A 21,916-nucleotide genomic window follows, 5' to 3' on the forward strand; every position below is an offset into this window, starting at 1 on the left:
GGTGCGGTTCGGGGGAAGGGGCCACGCGAGGCCCTCTTCCACAAGGGTGCGCAGGAGGCGCCGGGCGGTTCGGGGGGTGACGCCGAGCATCTTGCCGGCGTTCTCCGCGTCCACGATGAGTGGTTGCTCTTGGTCGCCCAGCTTGTCGGCCAGGCGGGCGAGGATCTCCAGGCCCTTCGGCTTGGCCTGCGGCTGCGCGCGGGGCGGCGTGCGGGGCGCGGGGACGAGGGTGCGGCCGTCGCGGTCGAGCGCGAAGCCCTGGGCGCGCTGGGAGGTCTGCGAGCGCGCCAGCGCGGCGCGAGCGTGGTTCTCGGCTTCGTGCGCCGTGCGGCCCATGCCGATGCCGACCTCGATCGCGAGGCCCAGCTCTTCGCGGACGCGTTCCACGAACGGCGGGGTGCGGAACCCCTCGGTGGAGGTCGTGACAGAGCCGCGGGTCGCGATGACCAGGTAGCTGTGGTCGTCCAGCGGCCACACGGAGGCGTTCATGCGGTGCGCCTCCTGGAGGAGGACGCGGTGCAGGGCGAGTTTCAGCTCGTCCCGCCAGTAGCGGGGGGTGACGCGGCGGGGCGTCTCACGCAGGGTCGGGACGTCCACGAGGACGACGACGAGCTGCGACTCCTCCAGGCGGTGATGGGCGCCGAGCAGGGCGGCCGTCTGCAGCGAGCTGCGGATGGACGCGCCCGTCGGGCGGACCCGGATCGTCGGGACGCCGGCCATCTCCATGCGCTCGGCGGTGGCGTGCACGCAGGTCATCGCGACGGTCGTGGCGCCGCGCCGCCAGAGGCGCTCGTGGAACGCGGCGAGCGTGCCGGGCCCGGCGGCCTCCTCGCGCAGGTGCACCTGCTCGGTGCCGAGGCTGATCTCGGAGTAGGCCTCCTCGACCTCGGCGCGGCCGAGCACGTCGATGCTGACCCTGGACGGGTCGAAGCGCTCGTCGAGGGACGCCCGCAGCAGCGCGCCCTGGAGCGCGGCGCCGTTCAGCGGGACGTAGGTGGCGGGCATGGTGAGGACGCCGGCCTTGCGCGCGAAGTCGTAGGGGACGGGGCTGGCGAATAGGCACACGTCGACCCCGGAACCCAGCCGGACGACCTTGTCGGCCGCCTCCTGCTCGTCCCGGTATGCGGCGGCCACCAGCCGGCTCGGTACGGGGGTGGGGCCGTGACCCATGAGCATGACCCGTTCCACCAGGTCATGCGGGCCCACGACACCGATCGTGAGGTCGGGGGTGACCGACCCCGTGCGTGCCGCCGTCATAGATGATCGCTCGCTTCCGGTCCGTCCTCTCGGCGGGGTCGCCGCCCCCGCCACCTGCTCGCGCACGTTCCGCCCACCGGTTGACTCATGGCTTGTCGCCCCTGCCTTCTAACCCAGCACCGCAGTTCCCGTGCGATCCCACGGCCCTCGGACGAGGGCCCCCTCTGCTGGCAGATCGGGTCAGGACGACGAGATGTGACGCCCAGACGCGAAATCGAATCAAGAGTGCGGCGAAAAAGTAACCTACGGGACCCCCTGGTCAGTAATTTGTCACCATTCGGCCAGCCTTGATCCTGCATCTTGGGACGTCCGAAGTTGAAAAACAAGGCCCGAAATCATGGCGGGGGTCCCTCCTGGCGGTCTTCGCTACTGGAGGGACACCTGCGGCGTCCGTTTGGTTTACGCGCGGGCCGAAATCGGGTCGACCCGGTGTCGCCCTGGCCGGAAAGACGAGTGATCCGTCCGGGCCGGTCAGCCGCGCGCCGGCGGTGATTTTCTACCGCGTTACGGCCCGGCCGAACCGGACCGTTCCATTGATTACTTCCCAGGTCAGCGCGCCGTCCAAGCGGCAGTCAAGAGCCGGAACGGCAGCGTTGCGTCACCATGGGGTTACGCAACGCTGCCAGATACTACGGCGCGCCGTGACACGATCCGTCAGAGATCACCCTTGAGTGGGTCAGAGGGCGAGGCCACATTCGGCCGCGCGGCCCGAGCGGCGGCCCGAGCGGCGGCACGGGCCGCGGTGCGGTCAGCCGGCCTCGCGGACGATCTCGGCGCCGAGCTGCGATAGCCGCTCGGCGGTGTGCGCGTGCCCGCGGTCGAGGTAGTAGGCGGAGGTGATCGTCGTCTCGCCCTCGGCGGCCAGGCCCGCGAGCACGAGGGCGCTGCCGCAGCGCAGGTCGTGCGCCTCCACCTCGGCGCCGCGCAGCCCGCGCGGGCCGTTCACCTTGGCCCGGTTGCCGTCCACCTCGATGTCGGCGCCCATCTTGGCCAGCTCGCCGGCCAGCTTGAACCGGCCGTCGAAGATCCGCTCGTAGACGTAGGACGGGCCCTCGGCCAGGCAGGACAGCGCCATGAGCGGCGACTGCAGGTCGGTGGCGAAGCCCGGGTACTCGTCGGTGATGACGTTGATCGGGCGGAGCGTCCGGTCGCGGCGCACCTGCAGGACGGCGCCCTGCTGGTGGAACTCGACGCCCATCTGCTCCAGCTTGTCGGCCGCGACGCCGAGGTGCGCCAGCGAGGCGCCGACGAGGTTCAGGTCGCCGCCGGTGATCGCGGCGGCCATCACGAACACGCCGGCGTCGATCCGGTCGGGCATCACGGTGTGCTCGACGGCGGTCAGCTCGTCCACGCCCTCGACGGTGATGAACCCGGTGCCGCCACCGCTGATCTTGGCGCCCATCGCCTGCAGGATCGCGATGTTGTCCAGCACCTCCGGCTCCAGCGCCGCGTTCTTGATCAGCGTGGTGCCGTGCGCCAGCGCCGCCGCCATGATCAGGTTCTCGGTGCCGGTGTGCGACGGGGTGTCGCAATAGAGCGTCCCGCCGCGCAGGTCGCCGGCCTTGATGTGGATGATGCCGTCGCCGTTGTCGGCCACGTGCTCGGTGACCGTGGCGCCCATCCGCTTGAAGCCGTTGTAGTGGAAGTCCAGGTTGCGGCTGCCCAGGTTGCAGCCGCCGACGCCCTCGATGACCGCCTCGCCGAGCCGGTGCAGCAGCGCCGGGACGAACAGGAACGAGCCGCGGAACCGGGACGCGATGTCGGCGGGCAGCACGGGGCTGCTCAGCGAGGACGCGTCGATCACCAGCGTGCGCTCGGTCTCGTGCAGCTCGGCCTTGGCCCCGATGGCCTGGGCGAGCTCCACCGCCCGCCGGACGTCCTCGATGATCGGGACGTTGCGCAGGACGGTCCGTCCCTTGGCGGCCATCAGCGATGCGCCGATCATCGGGAGGACGGCGTTCTTCGCGCCCTGGATGAAAACGGTGCCGTGCAACTGCCGGCCGCCGCGCACGCGGTAGCGAACCTCGTGGCCCATGCTCATGCCGCCTTACTTCCTCTCAAGTGCGGTTTCAGTGCCTGCAATCCAGTGGGAGCACGAGGGCCGAGCGCGCCGAGTCCCCCCTCCGCGTCGAACGCGACCCCAGTTAACCATCGGGCCGGGGGTGTGGCGTCCGGCCCGCGCCCACGCGGGCGCCGGTCTGCTCGTTGAGACTTCCGGACCGCGCGGAAGGTTCGCTCCTCCTGGGAAATTTCCCAAGGTGAGCCTAGGGGCGGCGCGGTATCCCCCGCCGGGACTTTGAAGATCATCCAGAGGGGTGCGGGTCGAGGATCTCCACCGGGTCGCCGACCGCGAGCGTCCCGAGCGCGCGCGGGACGCAGTTCTGGCCGAACATGATGCCGCGGTCCCAGGTGCGGTAGGTGGCGAGCGTCCGCAGCGGTTCACGGCCCCGTTCGGCGGTCTTCTGGTCGGTGGTCGTGATGACGCAGCGGTTGCACGGTTTGACCATCTCGATGACGGTTTCGCCGACGCGCAGCAGGCGCACGTCGTCTTCGGCGAAGGGGCCGAGCCCTTCGATGACGAGACTGGGCCGAAAGCGGTTCATCGGCAGGGGCTCGTCCAAGCGCGTGTTGAGGTCGGCCAGGGACTCCGCCGAGATGACCAGCAGCGGGTAGCCATCGGCGAACATGACCTCGCCATCGCCCACGGACGTGGGCCGGTGCCCGGTGAAGCGCACCAGGCGGCAGTCGTAGTCGAACAGGGACGAGAACCATGCGGCGGCCTCGTCGCCCTGGTCGACGCCCCGGCACTCCTTGCGCGCGACGGTGACGTCCCGTATCTCACCGTCGTCCACGGCCTTGTGGGTGAGCGGCAGGGCGCCGGGAGCGTTCACCGTGAGGATCTCGCCGTCGTAGGACGGACGCATCAGCGCCATCCGCGCGAAGTCTCGCTGGGACAGGAAACGGCCTTCGGGAGTGACGAGCATGAACTCGCGGTCGTACGGCAGCCCCCGCGCCGTCAATTCGGCGCTGCGCAGGGGGGTTCCGCCGCCGCTCTTGAGCGGATAGACGTTCAGCTCCGTCAGGGTCCCGTTCAAATCCCCTCCTAGGCGAGTACGGCCAGCCGGTCGAAGACGGGACCGAGGCGCTCGACGAAACGCTCGGGACGGCACACGGCGTCCAGGCGCTCCTCGTCCAGCGTCAGCCCCGCTTCCGCGGCGTGCTTGCGCAGCGTCTCGCGGAAGGGCGTACCGGTCTCCCAGGTCTCCATGGCGGCCTTCTGGACGAGCGGGTACGCCTCGTCGTCCCGCGACATACCCGCCTCGACCAGTTCCAACAGCACGGTCGAGGTGTAGATGAGGCCGCCGGTCGACTCCAGGTTCGCCGTCATCCGCGCCTCGTCGACGACAAGTCCGGACATGAGGCGGTTCGTCAGGTTCAGCATGTAGTCGAGCGCGACGGACGCGTCCGGCAGCGCGATCCGCTCCGTGGACGAGTGCGAGATGTCCCGCTCGTGCCACAGCGGGATGCCCTCCAGCACCGGGACGACCTGGGCCCGCACGATCCGCGCCATCCCCGCCAGCCGCTCGGAGATGATCGGGTTCTTCTTGTGCGGCATCGCCGACGAGCCCTTCTGGCCCTTGCCGAACGGCTCCCACAGCTCGCGGACCTCGGTGCGCTGCCCGTGCCGCACCTCCAGCGCGATCGCCTCGCACACCGTCGCCATGATCGCCAGGGACGACACCCACTCGGAGATCCCGTCCCGCATCACGACCTGCGTCGACACGTCCGCCGCCCGCAGGCCGAGCTTGCGCGCGACGTGCAGCTCGACCGCCGGGTCGATGTTGGAGTACGTCCCGACCGCGCCCGAGATCGCCATCACGCCCACGGCCTCGCGGGCGCGCCGCAGCCGGTCGCGGGAGCGGGCGAGCGCGAACGCGAAGTCGGCGACGCGGTGCCCCCACACGTCCGGCTCGCCGTGGATGCCGTGCGTGCGGCCGACCCGCAGCGTGCCCTTGTGCGCCAGCGCGTGGTCGCGCAGCGTCGCGACGAGCGTGTCGGCCTTGCCGAGCAGGATGTCGGTGGCCTCGACGAGCTGCAGCGCGAGCGCCGTGTCCAGCAGGTCGGACGACGTCATGCCGAAGTGGACGAACCGGGCGGCCTCGCGCGGCTCGGTGTTGTCCGCCCACGCCGACAGGAAGGCGATCACGTCGTGCTGCGTGACCGCCTCGATCGCGTGCACCGCCTCCGGCGCCGGCGGCGGCGCCTTCCGCACCGGCTCCACCACCTCCGGCGGAATCGTGCCGGCCTCGGCGTGGGCCTCGACGACGAGGACCTCCACCCGGCACCACAGCTCGTACTTGTGCGCGTCACTCCAGACGCGCCCCATCTCCGGAAGCGTGTAGCGCTCAATCACTGTGCCATTATTGCGTGGCCTTGGCGTCGGGCCTGGGAGGCCCTCCTTCGGCGGCAACGCGGTGCGATCGCTGCATCGCTCCGGCTCGCCTTGCGGCTCGCTGCGCGATCAGGTTCTCGCAAGCTCGAACCTGCCTTCGGACGCGATCGCGATTCCTGAGGTTGTTGCGTGGTTGCGGTGGTGGCTGAGGTGCCCGATCAGGTGCCGGCGGCGCCGAGGGCGATGTCGGTGCGGTGGTGGGAGCCGCGGAGGGTGATCTTGGAGGCGGCCGCGTAGGCGGCCTCGCGGGCGGTGGCCAGGTCGGGGCCGGTGCCGACGACGTTCAGGACGCGGCCGCCGCTGGCGACCAGGCGTCCCTCGCCGCCGAGCTTGGTGCCCGCGTGCAGCACGTAGGCGCCCTCGACCTCGGACGCCTCGTCCAGGCCGGTGATCTCGTCGCCCTTCACCGGCGCGGCCGGATACCCCTCGGCGGCCACGACGACCGTGACGGCCGCGCCCGGATGCCATTCCGGACGGAACGCGGGGTCGAGCCCCCCGATCGCGCACGCCTGCAGGAGCTTGCCGACCGGGGTCGCCAGCCGGTCCAGGACGACCTGCGTCTCGGGGTCGCCGAACCGCGCGTTGAACTCGACCACCCGCACCCCCTTGGACGTCAGCGCCAGCCCCGCGTAGAGGACGCCCACGTACGGGGTCTCGCGGCGGCGCAGCTCGTCGACGGCTGGCTGGACGACCGTGGCCATGACCTCGTCCACCAGGTCTTTCGGCGCCCAAGGGAGCGGCGTGTAAGCGCCCATCCCGCCCGTGTTGGGGCCCTCGTCGTCGTCGTAGGCGCGCTTGAAGTCCTGCGCCGGCAGCAGCGGGACGGCGTGCTCGCCGTCGCACGCCGCGAACAGGGAGACCTCGGGGCCGTCCAGGAACTCCTCGATCACGACGCGCTCGCAGGCTGCGGCGTGCTGCTGCGCGATGACGCGGTCCTCGGTGACGACCACGCCCTTGCCGGCCGCGAGGCCGTCGTCCTTCACCACGTAGGGCGGCCCGAAGGCGTCGAGCGCTTCCTCCGCCTGCATGGTCGTCTCGCAGACCCGCGAGTCGGCGGTCGGCACCCCGGCGTCCGCCATGACCTCCTTGGCGAACGCCTTGGACGCCTCGATCCGGGCGGCGGCCCGGTCGGGCCCGAAGCACGGGATGCCGGCCCTGCGGAGGGCGTCGCCGACCCCCGCGACCAGGACCGCCTCGGGGCCCACGACGACGAGGTCGACCCGGAGCCGGCCGGCCAGCTCGGTCACCGCCGTCGGATTCGCCGGGTCGAGCTGGTGGTTGTCCGCGATCTCGGCCGTGCCCGGGTTGCCCGGGGCGCAGTGGAGGGCGGTGACGGCAGGGTCGCGGTGCAGGGCGCGGGCGAGCGCATGCTCGCGGCCACCCGATCCGAGGACGAGTACTCGCACGTCACGCGAGCTTACTGGTCCGAGGCCCGGCGCATGTCCCCTATCTGGACGGGCATAGAGCCGGGTGAGGCCGTCGTCACACCGGGACGTGTGAACCTCACCGTTACGGACGGCGTCCTAAATGTCGGCTGGTAAGCTGCCACGGGCTTGACCGCCCGCTGTCGAGGTGCGTGAAAGGAGGTGGTCGGGATGAGTCCTGGTGATCCTTGCAGTTCGCCGGAGAACCCTCACAGTCCGGACAGGACTGTTCCACCGTCCGCCTCCATCTGGCGCCCGGCCATCGCTCCACGCGCGCTCCCTTAGCCCCAGCCTGGGTCGAGCGCGCGCTACGTGCGTGGCCGGCGGGTTAGGAGCACCCCATGGCCATGACACGAGTCCGTCCGGGCCGCGCACTGTTCAAGACGCGCGGCCGCCCCACCGGCGTGCCGGTCCGGGGCCGCGATTCCGCCGTCATCGACTGGGCCGCCTACATCGACGGGCACCGCGTCTGCACCGACACCGTCGCCGACGCCGTCCGCCTCATCCGCGACGGCCGCCTCACCCCCGAAGGCGACAGCGCGGGCTTCGTCTGGGTCGGCCTGCACGAGCCGTCCGCCGCCGAGCTCACCGAGTTCGCCGAGGTCTTCGGCCTGCACCCGCTCGCCGTCGAGGACGCCATCCACGCCCACCAGCGGCCCAAGCTGGAGCGCTACGACGACGTCCACTTCGTCGTCATGAAGACCGTCGGCTACGTCTCCGCCGGTCCCGGCGCCGCCGAGGTCGTCGAGACCGGCGAGATCATGATCTTCTGCGGGCCGGACTTCGTCGTCACCGTCCGGCACGGCACCCACGGCGAGCTCGGACCCGTCCGCAGCGACCTGGAGAAGGACCCCGAGCGCCTCGCCCACGGCCCCGCCGCCGTCCTGCACGCCGTCGCCGACCGCGTCGTGGACGGCTACGTCGGCGTCGCCGACGCCGTCATGGAGGACATCGACGAGGTCGAGGAGGCCGTCTTCTCGCCCGAGCGCACCGACGAGTCCCGCCGCATCTACCGCCTCAAGCGCGAGGTCATCCAGCTCAAGCGCGCCGTCGGCCCGCTCGCCGGCCCGCTGCGCAACCTCTCCGGCCGCCGCTTCGTCCCGGCCGAGATCAAGGAGTACCTGCGCGACGTCGAGGACCACCTCACCCGCGTCCGCGAGCAGGTCGAGTCCTACGACGAGCTCCTCAACCCCATCCTCCAGGCGCACATGACGCAGGTCACCGTCGCCGACAACAAGGACATGCGCAAGATCTCCGCCTGGGGCGCCATCTTCATGGTCCCCACTGCCATCGCCGGCATCTACGGCATGAACTTCAAGCACATGCCCGAAACCCAGTGGCAGTTCGGCTACCCCATGATCCTGGGTGTCATCGCCCTCGCATGCTTCTCGCTCCACCGAGGCTTCCGCCACAACGGCTGGCTCTAGGACGCACTTAGACCGCCGCTAGGACGTCCTGGAGGCGGTCGGGGTAGTCGGTGACTATTGCGTCCACGTCGTAGCCGATGAAGCGGGTCATGTCTTCTGGGGTGTTGACCGTCCAGACGATGACCGGGAGGGCTGCGGTGTGGGCGTCCTCCACCAGGGCCTGGGTGGTGATGACGTGCTTGGGGGAGATGGCTGTCGCGTCTATCGCCACGGCCGCGGCTACGGGGTCGGCTGGGGATCGGCCTGCGAGCCAGTCGGTGCCGTCCGTGAGGGTCTTGGGTTCGCAGAGGGCTACCCGGCCCAGGGACGGGTAGTGGTCGCGGGCCTCGGTGAGGACGCGCCAGTCGAAGGCCAGGAGGCTGGTCCGGGCCGTCAGGGCGTGGGTGTGCAGGACGTCCGCTACGGCGGCGGTGAAGAGGTCGATCTCCTCGTCCGTCCACGTGGGGTCGGTCTTGAGTTCTACGGAGAGCTTCACCTCTGCCGGGGCCAGCAGAGCGCAGGTCTCGGCGAAGGTGGGGATGCGCTGGCCGCCGGCGTCGAGCGTGCGGAGCTGCCGGACGGTCAGTTCGCGGACCGGTCTGCCCACGTAGGGGTAGGACGGGTCGTCCGGCCAGGCGGGGGCGGTGTCGGCCAGGTTCCGCGAGGAGAGCACCTGGTCGTGGTTCAGGACGACCACGCCGTCGGCGGACAGGCCCACGTCCAGCTCGACCGCGTCGACGCCCAGCTCAAGGGCGTGCTCGAAGCCCGCGAGGGTGTTCTCCGGACGGAGGCCGCGCGCCCCCCGGTGTCCGTGCACCTCGACCATAGAGATCACCGAACGCACGTTACCGTCCGTTACCGAACGCGCGGTGGAGAACCGGTGAGCCCAAGGGAAACGGAAGGTCAGACGAGGGAACGGAGGGAAAGCGTCTGGTCGCGGCCCGGTCCGACGCCGATCGCGGAGATCTGGGCACCGGACATCTCCTCCAGCGCGCGGACGTACGCCTGCGCGTTGACCGGGAGGTCCTCGAACTTCTTGGCGCCGGTGATGTCCTCCTGCCAGCCGTCCAGGTGCTCAAGGACGGGCTTGGCGTGGTGGAACTCGGTCTGCGTCGTGGGCAGCTCGTCCACCCGGACGCCGTCGACCTCGTAGGCGACGCACACCGGGACGCGCTCCAGGCCGGACAGGACGTCCAGCTTCGTCAGGAAGTAGTCGGTGATGCCGTTGACGCGGGTGGCGTAGCGGGCGATGACGGCGTCGAACCAGCCGCAGCGGCGGTCGCGGCCCGTGGTCACGCCGTACTCGCCGCCGGTCGTGCGCAGGTACTCGCCCTGCTCGTCCAGCAGCTCAGTGGGGAACGGCCCGGAGCCGACACGGGTCGTGTAGGCCTTCAGGATGCCGATCACGCGGGTGATCTTGGTGGGGCCGACGCCGGAGCCCGAGCACGCGCCTCCGGCCGTGGGGCTGGACGACGTGACGAACGGGTACGTGCCGTGGTCGATGTCCAGGAGCGTGCCCTGGGCACCTTCCAGGAGGACGACCTTGCCGTCGTCCAGGGCCTTGTTCAGGACGAGCGTGGTGTCGGCGATGAACGGCTTGAGGCGCTCGCCGTAGCCCAGGTACTCCTGCACGATCGGCCCGGTGTCGATGCGGCGCCGGTTGTACACCTTCGTCAGGACCTGGTTCTTCTCGCGCAGCGCCAGGTCGAGCTTCTGGGTGAGGATGTTCGGGTCGAACAGGTCCTGGACGCGGATGCCCATCCGGTTGATCTTGTCGGCGTAGGTGGGGCCGATGCCGCGCCCGGTGGTGCCGATCCGGGCCTTGCCGAGGTACCGCTCGGTGACCTTGTCGAGGGCCCGGTGGTGGGGCATGATCAGGTGCGCGTTCGCCGAGATCAGCAGCCGGTCGCAGGAGATGCCGCGGTCGCGCAGGCCGTCGATCTCCTGCAGCAGCACGGCCGGGTCGATCACCACGCCGTTGCCGATCACCGGGACGACGTCCGGCGACAGCACCCCGGACGGCAGCAGGTGCAGCGCGTAGCTCTTGTCCCCGATGACGACCGTGTGGCCGGCGTTGTTGCCACCCTGGTAGCGGACGACGTAGTCGACGTCCCCGCCGAGCAGGTCCGTGGCCTTGCCCTTGCCCTCATCTCCCCATTGGGCACCGACAAGAACGATGGCAGGCATGCCACATTTCCTTCCCACGACGAAGGCCCCGATCGCCGCAAGCGCGAAGGGGCCTCTTGCGATCAAAGCGTACCCGTAGCGGGACGGCAAGGAAACCGGAGCCCGATCCGGCCGCTGGTCAGCGGCGGGTCCGGCGCGGCCAATAGTTCTCCGCGAACAGCTTCGCGACCAGCTCGCCGCGGCTCGACACGCGCGTCTTGGCGAACACGGCCTTGAGGTGGTCGCGGACGGTGTGCGGGGAGATGACCAGCTCGGCGGCGACGTCGCCGGTCGTGAGCCCGCGCGCGACGAGCTGGGTGATCTCCAGCTCGCGGGCGGACAGCCCGTAGGCCTCCGCGATGACCGGCGCCATGTCGGACCCGGCGGCCGGCTGGACGACGACGGCGGTGGGGCCGGGAGCGCCGCCGGGGCCGTCCGTGCAGGAGGCGTGGACGACGAGCCACTGGCCGTCGCGGGCGCGGATCCGGATGCGGGCCGCTCCGCGGTCGTGTCCGGCGGCGACGGCGCGGGCCTGCGCGGCCGTCCCGGTGAGCCAGACCGGCAGGGGCGGGCCCAGCGGCGACGGGAGGGACGGGCCGTCCGGGAGCCGGGCGAGGTGGTGGCGCGCCTCGTCGTTGATCGAGAAGGGTGTCCCGGCCGGGTCGAACAGGATGAGCCCCGGGTTGTGCGCCTCGGCCGGGCCCGGTGGCCGGACGGGCCGGGCCAGCTCGCGGAGGCGGTCGGCCAGGGGCGCGGAAAGGCCCGCTACCAGGGAGACCTCCGCCGGGCCGAACGGCTCCCGGCCCTTCTCGCGGAACAGGCTGACGACGCCCCAGGGCCGGCCGCCGGTCCGCAGGACGGCGCGCAGCTCGTCCCCGACCCCCTGCCGGGCCAGCAGCCTGCGGTACTGGGCGCTGCGGGCGGGCAGGCCGCCAGTGCTCGCCACGAGCCCGGCGGCCGGGACGGCGGCGCGGGCCAGCTCGCGGTACGGCAGCACGGTCTCCTCCAGGAGCGCGCACTCCCAGTAGGCGAAGCACTGCTCGCCGCGCCCCAGGTTCTCGACCCGCATCGGCGCGGTGATCAGCCCGGTCTCCGGGTCGGTGGCCGACCACGCGGCGGCCTGGAAGCCGACAAGCCGCCCGAGCCGGGACGAGGCGCCGGCGAACAGGTCGGACGCGTCCGGCGCGCGTGCGGCCCGGTCGAGGAGGGCCCGCCTTTCCCGCTGGTCGATCACCGTTTCAGTCTGCCCGCCGCGGGCGGCGGACGTACCCCCTCAGATGGGGGATTCCGGCGCGGACGCAACCCTCGGCCAGGGGGATGGGGCGGGTGCGGTCGGGCGGCGAGGCTCGGCGGCATGGATATCGCGATCATCGGGGCGGGTGCGGCGGCCGTCGCGCTGCTGGACGCCCTGGACCCCTCGGACGTCGGGTCCGTCACCGTTCTCGACCCCTCGGAGCCGCCGTGGCGCGGCCGTCCCTACCGGGCCGACCTGGACTCCGTGCTCGTCAACGCCCCACCGGAGATCATGTCGATCCGGTCCGGCGACCGGGAGCACTACGCGCGCTGGCTGGACGGGCACGCGCCCCCCGGGGCGTACTCGGACGAGCGGCTCGGCCGCCCGATCCCGCCGCGCGCCGTCTACGGGCGGTACCTGGCGGACACCGCCGAGGCCGCGCTCGCCCGGTTCGCCCGCGCGGAAATCGTCCAGGCGGCCGTGACCGGGGTGTCCCTCGAAGGCCGCCCGGCCGTCCGGACGGCGGACGGCCGCCGGTACACCGCCGACAAGGTCGTCCTGTGCGTCGGCGGGGGCACACCTCTCGACCACTACGCGCTGGCGGGCGCGCCCGGCTTCGTCGCCGACCCGTACCCCCTGGAGCGGACGCTCGCCGGCGTCCCGTCCGGAAAGGACGTGGCCGTCATCGGCGGCGGCCTGACCGCGGTCGACATCGTGGCGTCACTGGCCGCGCGCGGGCACACCGGCAGGATCAGCCTGGTGTCGCGGAGCGGCACGCTCCCGTTCGTCTGGCAGCGTCCGGCCGAGACGGGCATCCGGCACCTGACGCCCGACCGGCTGCGGTCCCTCGACGGCCCGGTGACGCTGGACGGGTTCGCCGATCTGATCCGCACGGAACTGGCGGAACGCGGCGAGAGCTGGGACGACCTCGCCGCCTGGATCGCCGCGGCGGCGCGGCGGGACCCGGCCGCGAACCTGCGCGAGCAGCTCGCCACGGTGGATACGGCGCTGCTCGGCCGCCGCATCGTGCAGGAGGCCGCGCACACCGCCGGTCCGTTCGCGTGGCGGCTGCTCCCCGCGAGCGACCGGGAGCGGCTGCGCGCGCGCCACTTCCGGACGATCACGAGCCTGGCCTCGCCGATGGTCCCCCGCAACGCCGCCGTGCTGCTGGAACTGTTCGAGGCGGGGGCGCTGGAGGCGCTGTCCGGGATCGAGAAGATCGAGACCGGCCGCGGGTTCCGGATCACGCACGCGGCGGGCGTCCGCGGCGCCGACGTCGTGATCAACGCGATCAACCCGCCGCCGCACGCGATCCCCCGGACGGCAGAGCCGCTCGTCTCGTCCCTGCTGGATCAGGGCGCGGCGCAGGACCCGGACGGAGGCCTCGCCATCGACCCCGGCACCGGACGGCTCGTCATGCGGGGCCGTGCCGATTCCCGACTGTCCGTGGTCGGCGACCTGGCGGGCGGCGGCCCGTTCCTGGTGTCGGGCGTGCCGGGTGTGGCCGCCCAGGCGTCCCGGGCGGCCCGCTCGATCGGTGGGCTCAGGAACCGTTGAGGGTGTCGGCGGCGGTGGCGCTGCTGTCGCGCAGGAAGGTCTTGCAGCGTTCGGCCTCGGCGTCCTCGCCGATGGCGGCGGCGGCGCGGCCGAGCGCGTGCAGGGCGCGCAGGAAGCCGCGGTTCGGCGCGTGCTCCCACGGGACGGGGCCGTGGCCCTTCCAGCCGGCCCGGCGCAGCTGGTCGAGGCCGCGGTGGTAGCCGGTGCGGGCGAAGGCGTAGGAGTCGATGACGCTGCCCTTGGCGAAGGCGCGGTCGGCCAGTTCGGCCCATGCGGCCGGGTGGTCCGGGTGGCGCGCGGCGACTTCGAACGGGTCGACGCCGTTCTCCAGGGCCGTCCGGGCTTCGGTGTTGTCCGGGAGTTCGGTCGGAGGAGGGCCGCCGAGCAGGTTCTGGGTCATGCGGGTCATCGTAAGCAGGCCGGGCCGCCCCGCATCAACCCGGGTCACGTCGCCAACGGCAGGGTGAAGTGGGCGGCTCCGCCGTCCCTGGTGGAGCGGGCGGCGGGCCAGCCGTGGTGGACGAACAGCAGCGCCGGCCGGTTGGTGAGGACGACGTCCGCGTCGAACCCGGTGATGCCGCGCCGTCCGGCGAGCTGGGTCAGGCAGCCGATCAGGACGCTGCCGAGCCCGCGCCGCTGCCAAGGGTCGGCGACGAGGACGGCGATGTCGGCGCGGCACGGCCGCGTGGTGTCGCGGACGTACTCGGCGATGCCCACGATCTCGTCGCCGTCCAGCCCGACCAGCGCTTCGCGGTCCCAGTGGTCGAGGCGGCCGAGCATGCCCAGGTAGTACTCGGGGACGCGCGGCGTCCCGGAGAAGAAGCGCGTGTAGAGGCTGGCGCTGGACAGCCGGTCCGACATCCGCCGGACTCGGTCGAGGTCGCCGATGCCGTACGGGCGGATCCGCACGTCGTCGATGTGCGCGGCGCCGCGCACGCTAAGTTGCTTCACGAAACCTATTGGACCGCAGAAGGTTGCGTGAAGCAACCCGAATTTCTAGGCGTCGTCGAGGCGCGCCAGGCGATCGTCCAGATAGCGCTGCTCGGGGAGGCTCGTCGTCAGTCGCGCTGCCAGCCGGTAGGCGGAGCGGGCGGCGTCGCGGTCGCCGGCCATCTCCAGCAGATGCGCCCGGACCGCGTGCAGCCGATGGTGGCGGGACAGCCGGTCCTCCAGGGGTTCGAGCAGCCGGAGGCCCTCCCGCGGACCGTGCGCCATCGCGACGGCGACGGCCTGGCCGAGGGTGACGGCGGGGCCGGGATCCACCTCTGCCAGCAGCCGGTACAGCTCGACGATCTGCGGCCAGTCCGTCAGCTCGGCGCTCGCCGCCTCGCTGTGCACGGCGGCTATGGCCGCCTGGAGCTGATAGGGCCCGAGCCGGGCACGGGTCAGGCTTTCGCCGATCAGCGCGGTGCCCTCGCGGATCGAATCCGCGTCCCACAGGCCGCGGTCCTGCTCGGCGAGGGGGACCAGGCCGCCGTCGGCCCGGGTGCGCGCGGCCCGGCGCGCGTCGATCAGCAGCATGAGGGCCAGCAGCCCGGCGGCCTCGCCGTCGCCGGGCCGCGCCCGGTGCAGCATGCGGGTCAGCCGGATCGCCTCAGCGGTGAGATCGGGACGCTGCAGATCCGGGCCCGAGGTCGCGGTGTAGCCCTCGTTGAAGATCAGGTACAGGACGTGCAGCACGACCCGGACCCGGTCCGCCGGCTCGTCCCGCGGAGGCGGCTCGAACCTGGCGCCGGCGGCCCTGACGCGCTGCCTCGCGCGGCTGAGCCGCTGTGCCATCGCCGCCTCCGGGACCAGGAACGCCCGCGCGATCTCCGCCGTGGTGAGGCCGCCGACCGCGCGGAGCGTGAGCGCGGTCTGCGACGGCGCGGTCAGGGTGGGATGGCAGCAGAGCAGCAGCAGGGTCAGCGACTCGTCGGCGTCCCGCGGGGCGGCGTCGGCGGGCGGCGCGAGCAGTTCGTCCGGCGGGATCCGCGCGGCGGCCCGCTCCTCCCGCCGCCGGGCCGCCGCCTCGCTGCGGAGCCGGTCGGTCAGCTTGCGCGCGGCGACCCGGATCAGCCAGCCGGACGGGTTGCCGGGCACCCCGCCGGCGGGCCAGTGCGTCGCGGCGGCCAGCAGCGCCTCCTGCACGGCGTCCTCGACGGCCTCCTCGCCGCCGTACCGCCGGACGAGCGCGGCGCGGACCCGCGGCGCCGCCCGGCGCAGCAGGTCCTCGACGTCGTTCACATCTCTTCGCCGCCCGTGCTCATGATCGGACGCACCTCGACCGCGGCGTACCGGGCGTCCGGCACGCTCGCGGCGATCTCCGCCGCGCGTTCCGGGGTGTCGCACTCCACCACCATGTACCCGGCGAGCTGCTCCTTGGTCTCCAGGTAGGGGCCGTCCGTCGCGACCGGGACGCCGTCGCGCGCCGTGACGGTCCGGGTGGCCGGCGGGTCGGCGAGCGCCGCCGCGAAGACCAGCTCGCCGGACTCGGTGATCTCCCGGTGCACGGACTCGGCCCGCCGCGCCAGCTCCTCGCGCTCGTGCTCCGGCAGCGCCAGGAACCGCGGATCGCGCAGGAACAGCGGGTGCCTCCAGTTCTCCGGGTTGCCGTAGATCAGCAGCAGGTACTTCATCTCCGCCTCCTCCGGACGCGCCGCGCTACGCCGACGGGCCCGCGACGCCGATGACGTTGCCCTCCGGGTCGGTGAACCGGCCGACGGTGAAGTCCCCGGACTTCGGCACCGGGCCCATCAGCCGCCTGCCGCCCAGGCTCTCGGCCTTCCCGAGGGCCGTCTCGACGTCCGGGACGCCGACGTAGAACAGGACGTTCGGCCGGTGGCCCGGACCACCGCCGATGCCGCCGTTGACGCCCTTCTCGCCGGTCGTGGCGCCGTCCACGAACCCGTACACGCCCGGCTGGGAGACCTCGTCGCTGATCGCGTCGCCGGGCTGCGGGTCCCAGCCGAACAGCTCCCCGTAGTAGCCCTGCAGCCGCACCGGGTCGGTCCCGATGATCTCGAAATGCACCACCGGATGTCCCATGATCCGTCCTCTCCGCGCCGCCGTTCCGGCGCACCGTGATGTACCCGGACGGGTACCTCACCCCTAGGACGGAGCAGAGACCCCGGTTATCGACATCCGGTCAGGCGCCGGGGCCGGGACGGGGCTCGACGTCGGTCGGCTCCAGGTCGGCGCCGCAGGACGTACAGGTCAGCCGCCGGGTCAGCGTGCCCTCGCAGCCCCGGTGGCCGACGATCACCGGCGGGCCCTCGGGGGCGTAGTGGCGGTCGCCCCACATCAGCAGGGTCATCATCGCCGGCCACAGCTCCACGCCCTTGCGGGTGAGGCGGTACTCGAACCGCTCCGGCCGCTCCTGGTAGGGGACGCGGCGCATGATGCCCTCCGCGCACAGCCGGCCGAGCCGGTCGGTGAGGACGTTGCGGGCCACGCCGAGGACGTCCTGGAAGTCGTCGAAGCGCCGGACGCCCTCGAAGGCGCTGCGGATCACCAGCATGGTCCAGCGGTCGCCCACGACCTCCAGCGAGCGGGCGATCGAGCAGTTCTGTGACTCGTACGTGCGGGGTAGTGCCACGCCCCCGACCCTACCCGAGTTTCGTCAGGCAACGCGGGTGGCCGGGGGCCGTGGCCCTCCGCGCTACTTGAGCTTCTTGCCGGCGGACTGGAGGTTCTCGGCGGCCTGGACGATGCGGGCGGCCATCGCGGTCTCGGCCGCCTTGCCCCACGAGCGCGGGTCGTACTGCTTCTTGTTGCCGACCTCGCCGTCGATCTTCAGCACGCCGTCGTAGTTGCGGAACATGTGCTCGGCGACCGGGCGGGTGAACGCGTACTGGGTGTCGGTGTCGATGTTCATCTTGACGACCCCGTACGACACCGCCTCGCGGATCTCCTCCGGCGTGGAGCCGGAGCCGCCGTGGAAGACCAGGTCGAACGGCTTGTCCTTGCCGTACTTGGCGCCGACCGCGTCCTGGATCTCCTTGAGCACCTCGGGACGCAGCTTGACCGAGCCCGGCTTGTAGACGCCGTGCACGTTGCCGAACGTCGCGGCGAGGATGTAGCGGCCCCGCTCGCCGACGCCGACGGCCTCGGCGGTCGCGATCGCGTCGCCGGGCGTCGTGTACAGCTTCTCGTTGATCTCGTTGGCGACGCCGTCCTCCTCGCCGCCGACGACGCCGATCTCCATCTCCATGATGATCCGGGCCTTGGCGCACTGGTCGAGCAGGTCGGAGGCGATGTCGAGGTTCTCGTGCAGCTCGACGGCCGACCCGTCCCACATGTGCGACTGGAACAGCGGCTCCTCGCCGCGCGCCACCCGCTCCTGCGAGATCTTGATCAGCGGCCGCATGAAGCCGTCCAGCTTGTCCTTCGGGCAGTGGTCGGTGTGCAGGGCGATGTTCACCGGGTACTGGGCGGCCACGACCCGGGCGTACTCGGCGAGCGCGCTCGCCCCGACGACCATGTCCTTCACCGTGGAGCCGGACAGGTAGTCGGCCCCTCCGGTCGACACCTGCACGATCCCGTCGCTCTCGGCCTCCGCGAACCCGCGCAGCGCGGCGTTCAGCGTCTGGCTGGACGTCACGTTGATCGCGGGGAAGGCGAAGCCGTCCTGCTTCGCTCGGTCGAGCATCTCCGCGTAGACCTCGGGCGTTGCGATGGGCATTGTCTGAGTCCTCTCGTACGCGTATGCCGCCGGGCTTCCGGCCGGGCGGTAGCACCCGGACCTCCGAGTACCCAGGTGCGTGCCCAGGTCACACGGTTTCCGGGGCGGGCATGCCGTCCGCGCTCAGTATCTCGCCTAATCGGAGCGTGGGGAAAGGTACGCTCGCCGTGTGGATCTCACGACCCTTCCCCTCGACATCACCGAGTGGCTGCATCCGACCGCCTGGCTGCAGCTTTTCGGCACGTTCGCGACGATCGGCGTGCTCGCCATCATCTTCGCGGAGACCGGGCTGCTGTTCGGCTGCATTCTTCCGGGCGACTCGCTGCTGTTCACGGCGGGGATCCTCACGGCGGTCTCGACCGTCAACGGGCAGGAGTTCCAGCCCCTGTCGCTGCCCTGGCTGCTGGTCGGCGGGCCGATCGCGGCGATCGCCGGCGCCCAGCTCGGGCACCTGCTCGGCGCCCGCTACGGGCGCAGGCTCTTCGACCGCCCCGACTCCAGGATCTTCAAGCACGAGTGGGTGGACAAGGCCGAGTACTACTTCAACCGGTTCGGTCCGGCGCGGGCGGTCGTGCTCGCCCGGTTCATCCCGATCGTGCGGACGTTCCTGAACCCGCTCGCCGGGATGCTGGGCATGGACTCCAAGAAGTTCTTCGTCTGGAACGCCGTCGGCGGGATCGTCTGGACGGACGCCCTGTTCCTGCTCGGCCACTTCCTCGGGTCCGAAGTGCCCGACATCGAGAAGTACATCCTGCCGGGCGTTGCGGTCATCCTGGTCCTGTCGGTCATTCCGATCATTCGTGAGGTCCTGAAGGGCCGCAAAGCGGACCAGGGTCCGAATAAGAATGGCCCCGAAGAGTCACGTCCGTCGCTCAGCGGTGACAGTTATCGCTAACCTCCCCATGTGGGACGTCATCGGTCGGACCCTAGGGGTCTCGCGCGCATACTGATCGCGGCTTTGGCCGTCGTGGCCGCCTTGGCCCTTCTCGTGGTCGGCGGCATGGCACTGGTCAACGCGATCTCCGGCGAACCCGAGAACAAGGGTCCGTCGACGGCCGCGTCGCCATCCGGCGGCGGCGGCAAGGCGTCACCGACCCGCAGCGGGGCCGCCACATCGCCGACGGCCGTGCTCCCCCTGGTGATCAAAGTGACTGGTCAGCCCACCGGTGTGGTCGTCCGCGTCGCCGACACCGCCGGGAAGGTGCTCACCAACGACACCCTCAACACCGGGGTCACGCTGCAGTACGAGGAGGCGCCCCTCTCGGTCGTCGCCGACAACGGCGGCGCCCTCCAGGTCACCATCTACGGCAAGGTGCAGGAGCCGAAGCCGAACGGGCAGCGCGGAGTGTGGCTGGTGAAGGCCAAGGGCTAACCCAGACCGAGATCCGCGACGTCGTACGGGTGCCGGTAGACCAGGCCCTCCCCGGCGATGCGCCCGGCCGCGCCGCGCTCCAGGATCGTCGCGACGGCCACGACCTCCGCCCCCGCCTCCCGCAGCGCCTCCACGGCCGTCAGGACGGACCCGCCCGTCGTCGAGGTGTCCTCCACGGCCAGCACGCGGCGGCCCGTGACGTCCGGCCCCTCGATGCGGCGCTGCAGCCCGTGCGCCTTGCCCGCCTTGCGGACGACGAACGCGTCCAGCGCCCGGCCGCGCGCCGCCGCCGCGTGCATCATCGCCGCGGCGACCGGGTCGGCGCCGAGCGTGAGCCCGCCGACGGCGTCGTACGCGAGGTCGGACGTCTCGTCCAGCATGACGCGTCCCACCAGCGGCGCCGCCGAGCCGTCCAGCGTCACCCGGCGCAGGTCCACGTACCAGGACGCCCGCTTGCCCGAGGACAGCACGAAGTCGCCGTGCACGACGGCCTTGTCCTTGATCTTCCGCAGCAGCTCATCGCGATCGCTCACGCCCCGACCCTATTCACCCCGCGCACGCGCCTCAGCGCCGCCGTGTACGTTCGCCGGGTGACACCCGGAACCGTCGTCCTGCTGCACGCTCCCGACGCCACTGCGGCCTCCTGGGGCGATCTGCCCGAGATGCTCCGCTCGTACGGCCTGGACGTGGTGGCGCCCGACGTCCCCGACGCCGCCGGCACCCGCTACATCGCCCGCGTCTCGCTGACCATCACCGCGACCGACCCGGTGGCCCCGCTCGTCCTCGTCGCCCACGGCGCCGCCGGCCCGCTCCTGCCCGGCGTCGCCCTCGCCCAGCGCGCGGCCCACCGTCCCGTCCGGGGGTACGTCTTCATCGACGCCGATCTGCCGCGTCAGCTCCAGCACGACCACGACGAGCCCCAGAACGACGTCCCCATGCCCCCAGATTGGCCCGAGGCGCCCTGCGGGTACCTCTGGACGCATTCGGACCGCACCGCCTCGTCCGACCACGCCCAGGCCGTCAGGGAGGCGCGCCTGCGCAACTGGCCCACGACCGAGCACGAACTCCCCACCGCGGTAGCCCAGTCACTCAGCGAACTGATAGCGCTCCTCTGACCCAAGCGCCGAACACGGGTCGGGCGGCCGGAGGGCGCTCCAGCGCCCGGAGGTCGCACGACCCGCCGGGCCGGGGTGCCGTTTCGCGAGACGCGGAGCGGATCGGGAAACGGTTCGCCGGCCCGTGACGGGGGTTCCAGGGGGTCGCCCCCCTGGGCGGATCACGCGTTCTTGAGGAGGTCGTCCAGTAGGGCGTCGTAGTCGTCTTCGCCGCGGCCCAGGTCTATGCGGGCTCGGTAGCGGAGCCGGAGGAGGGCCTCAAGGCTGTCTTCGGCCAGGGCCACGTCGTCGGGGCCGGGCGTGAGGGAGTCGGCATCCGGGGACGGGGCCTCGTCGGGGCCGCCGCCCATGCCGGTGCCCACCGCGCGGTCGCGCAGAGCGAGGACGACGTCGGCGCCGCTGGTGGCCCATTCGTGGGCGCCGGACGCGTCGCCCTGGGCGTAGAGCACCTCGGCGACGGCGCGGTACACCTCGGGGTCGCGCGGCTTGTCGGCGCGGATCTGCTCGACGAGCGTACGGGCCTCGTCGGGCTTCCCCAGCTCGAAGAGCGCGTCGGCGAGGTAGGCGCGCGGGTCTCCGTAGACCTCGCCGCCGTCCTCCAGGGCCCGGCGGTACAACTCGGCGGCCTGGCCGTGGTCTCCCGCGTGCTGCCACTGCTCGCCCGCGCGCAGCAGGACGTTGGCGCGCGACACTCCGCCGGACACCGACTCGGCCAGCTCGGACAGCCGGCGGGCCGCCGAGATGTGATCGCCGGTGCGCAGGGTGTCGAACTCCAGGTCGTCGAGATCGTCTTCCGTCACATGCGTCACGCTTCAACGCTACCCGCCGCCGCGGGGCCGAAGCGGGCGAATCGATGATGATCGTGGAATACCGGTGCTTTCGCCGTCAGGTCACCGGCGGGAACGTTCTAGCGCGTCCCAGAAACCGCGGCGCAGCGCGTGCCGCACCTCGTCGTGCAGGAGGAAGTCGATCGGCAGCGAGGAGCCCTGCAGGAGGCGGGCCTCCAGGTCGGACGGCATGCGCGGCTTGCGGGCGAGGACGGCCTCCAGCCACAGGGCGGGCGCGTCCCGGGCGACGGACTCGCCGAAGTCCTGGCCCTCCTGGTGGGCGGCCTTCACCGCGTCCGAGAGCGTCGGCGTCTGCTGCGCCGGGACGGGCATCTGCTGCGGGCCGGTGTAGGGGCCGTGCTGCTGGCCGCCGGACTGCATCGTCTGCATCGACTGCGGTGGCGGCGGCGGTGCCGGGGACGGGACTGGCGAGGAGGAGTAC

Annotated in this window: 22 protein-coding genes and 1 pseudogene; 5 read left to right on the plus strand and 18 right to left on the minus strand. The window is 71.9% G+C overall.

Going from position 1 to position 21,916, the window contains the following annotated elements; translation table 11 throughout:
- From E1293_RS27305 to purD, 5 genes are all read right to left on the minus strand, one after another.
- On the minus strand, positions 1 to 1,191 hold a 1,191-nt coding region (locus E1293_RS27305; RefSeq protein ID WP_424923679.1), incomplete at its 3' end, for a transcriptional regulator.
- 814 nt (positions 1,192 to 2,005) lie between these two features.
- Positions 2,006 to 3,292 (minus strand): UDP-N-acetylglucosamine 1-carboxyvinyltransferase, encoded by a 1,287-nt coding sequence (gene murA, locus E1293_RS27310; RefSeq protein ID WP_132200353.1) that lies wholly within the window; start codon positions 3,290 to 3,292, stop codon positions 2,006 to 2,008.
- A 268-nt stretch (positions 3,293 to 3,560) separates the two neighbouring features.
- Positions 3,561 to 4,352, minus strand: coding sequence for an MOSC domain-containing protein (locus E1293_RS27315; RefSeq protein WP_132200354.1), 792 nt, complete (start codon positions 4,350 to 4,352; stop codon positions 3,561 to 3,563).
- An 8-nt stretch (positions 4,353 to 4,360) separates the two neighbouring features.
- Positions 4,361 to 5,671: an adenylosuccinate lyase gene (purB, locus tag E1293_RS27320; protein WP_132200355.1), complete on the minus strand. Its 1,311-nt coding sequence runs from the start codon at positions 5,669 to 5,671 to the stop codon at positions 4,361 to 4,363.
- A 197-nt stretch (positions 5,672 to 5,868) separates the two neighbouring features.
- Complete coding sequence (gene purD, locus E1293_RS27325) at positions 5,869 to 7,116, minus strand: phosphoribosylamine--glycine ligase (protein WP_132200356.1); 1,248 nt, start codon at positions 7,114 to 7,116, stop codon at positions 5,869 to 5,871.
- 359 nt (positions 7,117 to 7,475) lie between these two features.
- Here purD and E1293_RS27330 point away from each other — a divergent pair, with 359 nt between their 5' ends.
- A complete protein-coding gene (locus tag E1293_RS27330; protein WP_132200357.1) occupies positions 7,476 to 8,561 on the plus strand; it encodes a magnesium and cobalt transport protein CorA in 1,086 nt (361 codons plus the stop codon).
- Between the two features lie 7 nt (positions 8,562 to 8,568).
- On the opposite strand, the gene E1293_RS27335 is transcribed toward E1293_RS27330, so the two are convergent.
- The 3 genes from E1293_RS27335 to E1293_RS27345 all read right to left on the minus strand — a co-directional run bounded on the left by E1293_RS27335 (position 8,569) and on the right by E1293_RS27345 (position 11,940).
- Positions 8,569 to 9,366 carry a glycerophosphodiester phosphodiesterase family protein gene (locus E1293_RS27335; protein ID WP_132200371.1) on the minus strand — a complete coding sequence of 266 codons (798 nt, stop codon included), beginning with the start codon at positions 9,364 to 9,366 and terminating at the stop codon, positions 8,569 to 8,571.
- A gap of 77 nt (positions 9,367 to 9,443) precedes the next feature.
- On the minus strand, positions 9,444 to 10,727 hold the full coding sequence (locus tag E1293_RS27340; protein ID WP_132200358.1) for an adenylosuccinate synthase: 1,284 nt from the start codon (positions 10,725 to 10,727) through the stop codon (positions 9,444 to 9,446).
- A gap of 118 nt (positions 10,728 to 10,845) precedes the next feature.
- Positions 10,846 to 11,940, minus strand: coding sequence for a helix-turn-helix transcriptional regulator (locus E1293_RS27345; protein ID WP_132200359.1), 1,095 nt, complete (start codon positions 11,938 to 11,940; stop codon positions 10,846 to 10,848).
- Positions 11,941 to 12,060: 120 nt separating this feature from the next.
- Between E1293_RS27345 and E1293_RS27350 the strand changes: the two genes are divergently transcribed.
- A complete protein-coding gene (locus tag E1293_RS27350; protein ID WP_132200360.1) occupies positions 12,061 to 13,497 on the plus strand; it encodes an FAD/NAD(P)-binding protein in 1,437 nt (478 codons plus the stop codon).
- Here E1293_RS27350 and E1293_RS27355 read toward each other — a convergent pair.
- From E1293_RS27355 to fbaA, 7 genes are all read right to left on the minus strand, one after another.
- The gene (locus E1293_RS27355) at positions 13,484 to 13,906 is read right to left on the minus strand and encodes a DUF3151 domain-containing protein (protein ID WP_132200361.1); all 423 of its coding nucleotides are present in this window, start codon (positions 13,904 to 13,906) and stop codon (positions 13,484 to 13,486) included. The genes E1293_RS27350 and E1293_RS27355 overlap by 14 nt on opposite strands.
- A gap of 35 nt (positions 13,907 to 13,941) precedes the next feature.
- Positions 13,942 to 14,448, minus strand: coding sequence for a GNAT family N-acetyltransferase (locus E1293_RS27360; protein WP_243716612.1), 507 nt, complete (start codon positions 14,446 to 14,448; stop codon positions 13,942 to 13,944).
- Between the two features lie 45 nt (positions 14,449 to 14,493).
- Positions 14,494 to 15,723 (minus strand): RNA polymerase sigma factor, encoded by a 1,230-nt coding sequence (locus tag E1293_RS27365; RefSeq protein WP_132200362.1) that lies wholly within the window; start codon positions 15,721 to 15,723, stop codon positions 14,494 to 14,496.
- On the minus strand, positions 15,720 to 16,115 hold the full coding sequence (locus E1293_RS27370) for a YciI family protein (protein WP_132200363.1): 396 nt from the start codon (positions 16,113 to 16,115) through the stop codon (positions 15,720 to 15,722). Before E1293_RS27370 ends, E1293_RS27365 begins: the two co-directional genes overlap by 4 nt.
- Before the next feature lie 25 nt (positions 16,116 to 16,140).
- Positions 16,141 to 16,524 (minus strand): VOC family protein, encoded by a 384-nt coding sequence (locus tag E1293_RS27375; protein WP_132200364.1) that lies wholly within the window; start codon positions 16,522 to 16,524, stop codon positions 16,141 to 16,143.
- Between the two features lie 100 nt (positions 16,525 to 16,624).
- Positions 16,625 to 17,074 (minus strand): winged helix-turn-helix transcriptional regulator, encoded by a 450-nt coding sequence (locus E1293_RS27380; protein WP_132200365.1) that lies wholly within the window; start codon positions 17,072 to 17,074, stop codon positions 16,625 to 16,627.
- Positions 17,075 to 17,137: 63 nt separating this feature from the next.
- Positions 17,138 to 18,160 carry a class II fructose-bisphosphate aldolase gene (fbaA, locus tag E1293_RS27385; protein WP_132200366.1) on the minus strand — a complete coding sequence of 341 codons (1,023 nt, stop codon included), beginning with the start codon at positions 18,158 to 18,160 and terminating at the stop codon, positions 17,138 to 17,140.
- A 169-nt stretch (positions 18,161 to 18,329) separates the two neighbouring features.
- Here fbaA and E1293_RS27390 point away from each other — a divergent pair, with 169 nt between their 5' ends.
- Both E1293_RS27390 and E1293_RS27395 read left to right on the plus strand, forming a co-directional pair.
- Positions 18,330 to 19,055: a DedA family protein gene (locus E1293_RS27390; protein WP_132200367.1), complete on the plus strand. Its 726-nt coding sequence runs from the start codon at positions 18,330 to 18,332 to the stop codon at positions 19,053 to 19,055.
- Positions 19,056 to 19,160: 105 nt separating this feature from the next.
- Entirely contained in the window at positions 19,161 to 19,532 is a 372-nt protein-coding gene (locus E1293_RS27395; protein ID WP_243716613.1) for a RodZ domain-containing protein, read from the plus strand.
- Here E1293_RS27395 and pyrE read toward each other — a convergent pair.
- Complete coding sequence (gene pyrE, locus E1293_RS27400) at positions 19,529 to 20,065, minus strand: orotate phosphoribosyltransferase (RefSeq protein ID WP_132200369.1); 537 nt, start codon at positions 20,063 to 20,065, stop codon at positions 19,529 to 19,531. The two genes, E1293_RS27395 and pyrE, sit on opposite strands and share 4 nt — an antisense overlap.
- A 57-nt stretch (positions 20,066 to 20,122) precedes the next feature.
- On the opposite strand from pyrE, the gene E1293_RS27405 reads away from it, so the two are divergent.
- Positions 20,123 to 20,647 carry a hypothetical protein gene (locus tag E1293_RS27405; RefSeq protein WP_132200370.1) on the plus strand — a complete coding sequence of 175 codons (525 nt, stop codon included), beginning with the start codon at positions 20,123 to 20,125 and terminating at the stop codon, positions 20,645 to 20,647.
- A 161-nt stretch (positions 20,648 to 20,808) separates the two neighbouring features.
- Here the strand turns inward: E1293_RS27405 and E1293_RS27410 are convergent, their stop codons facing one another.
- Both E1293_RS27410 and E1293_RS49630 read right to left on the minus strand, forming a co-directional pair.
- Positions 20,809 to 21,456, minus strand: a complete 648-nt coding sequence (locus tag E1293_RS27410; protein ID WP_243716614.1) for a tetratricopeptide repeat protein — start codon at positions 21,454 to 21,456, stop codon at positions 20,809 to 20,811.
- 81 nt (positions 21,457 to 21,537) lie between these two features.
- Positions 21,538 to 21,916 (minus strand): annotated as a pseudogene (locus tag E1293_RS49630) (NYN domain-containing protein); the annotation flags it as partial.

It is taken from the genome of Actinomadura darangshiensis (genome assembly GCF_004349235.1).
Classification (GTDB): domain Bacteria; phylum Actinomycetota; class Actinomycetes; order Streptosporangiales; family Streptosporangiaceae; genus Spirillospora; species Spirillospora darangshiensis.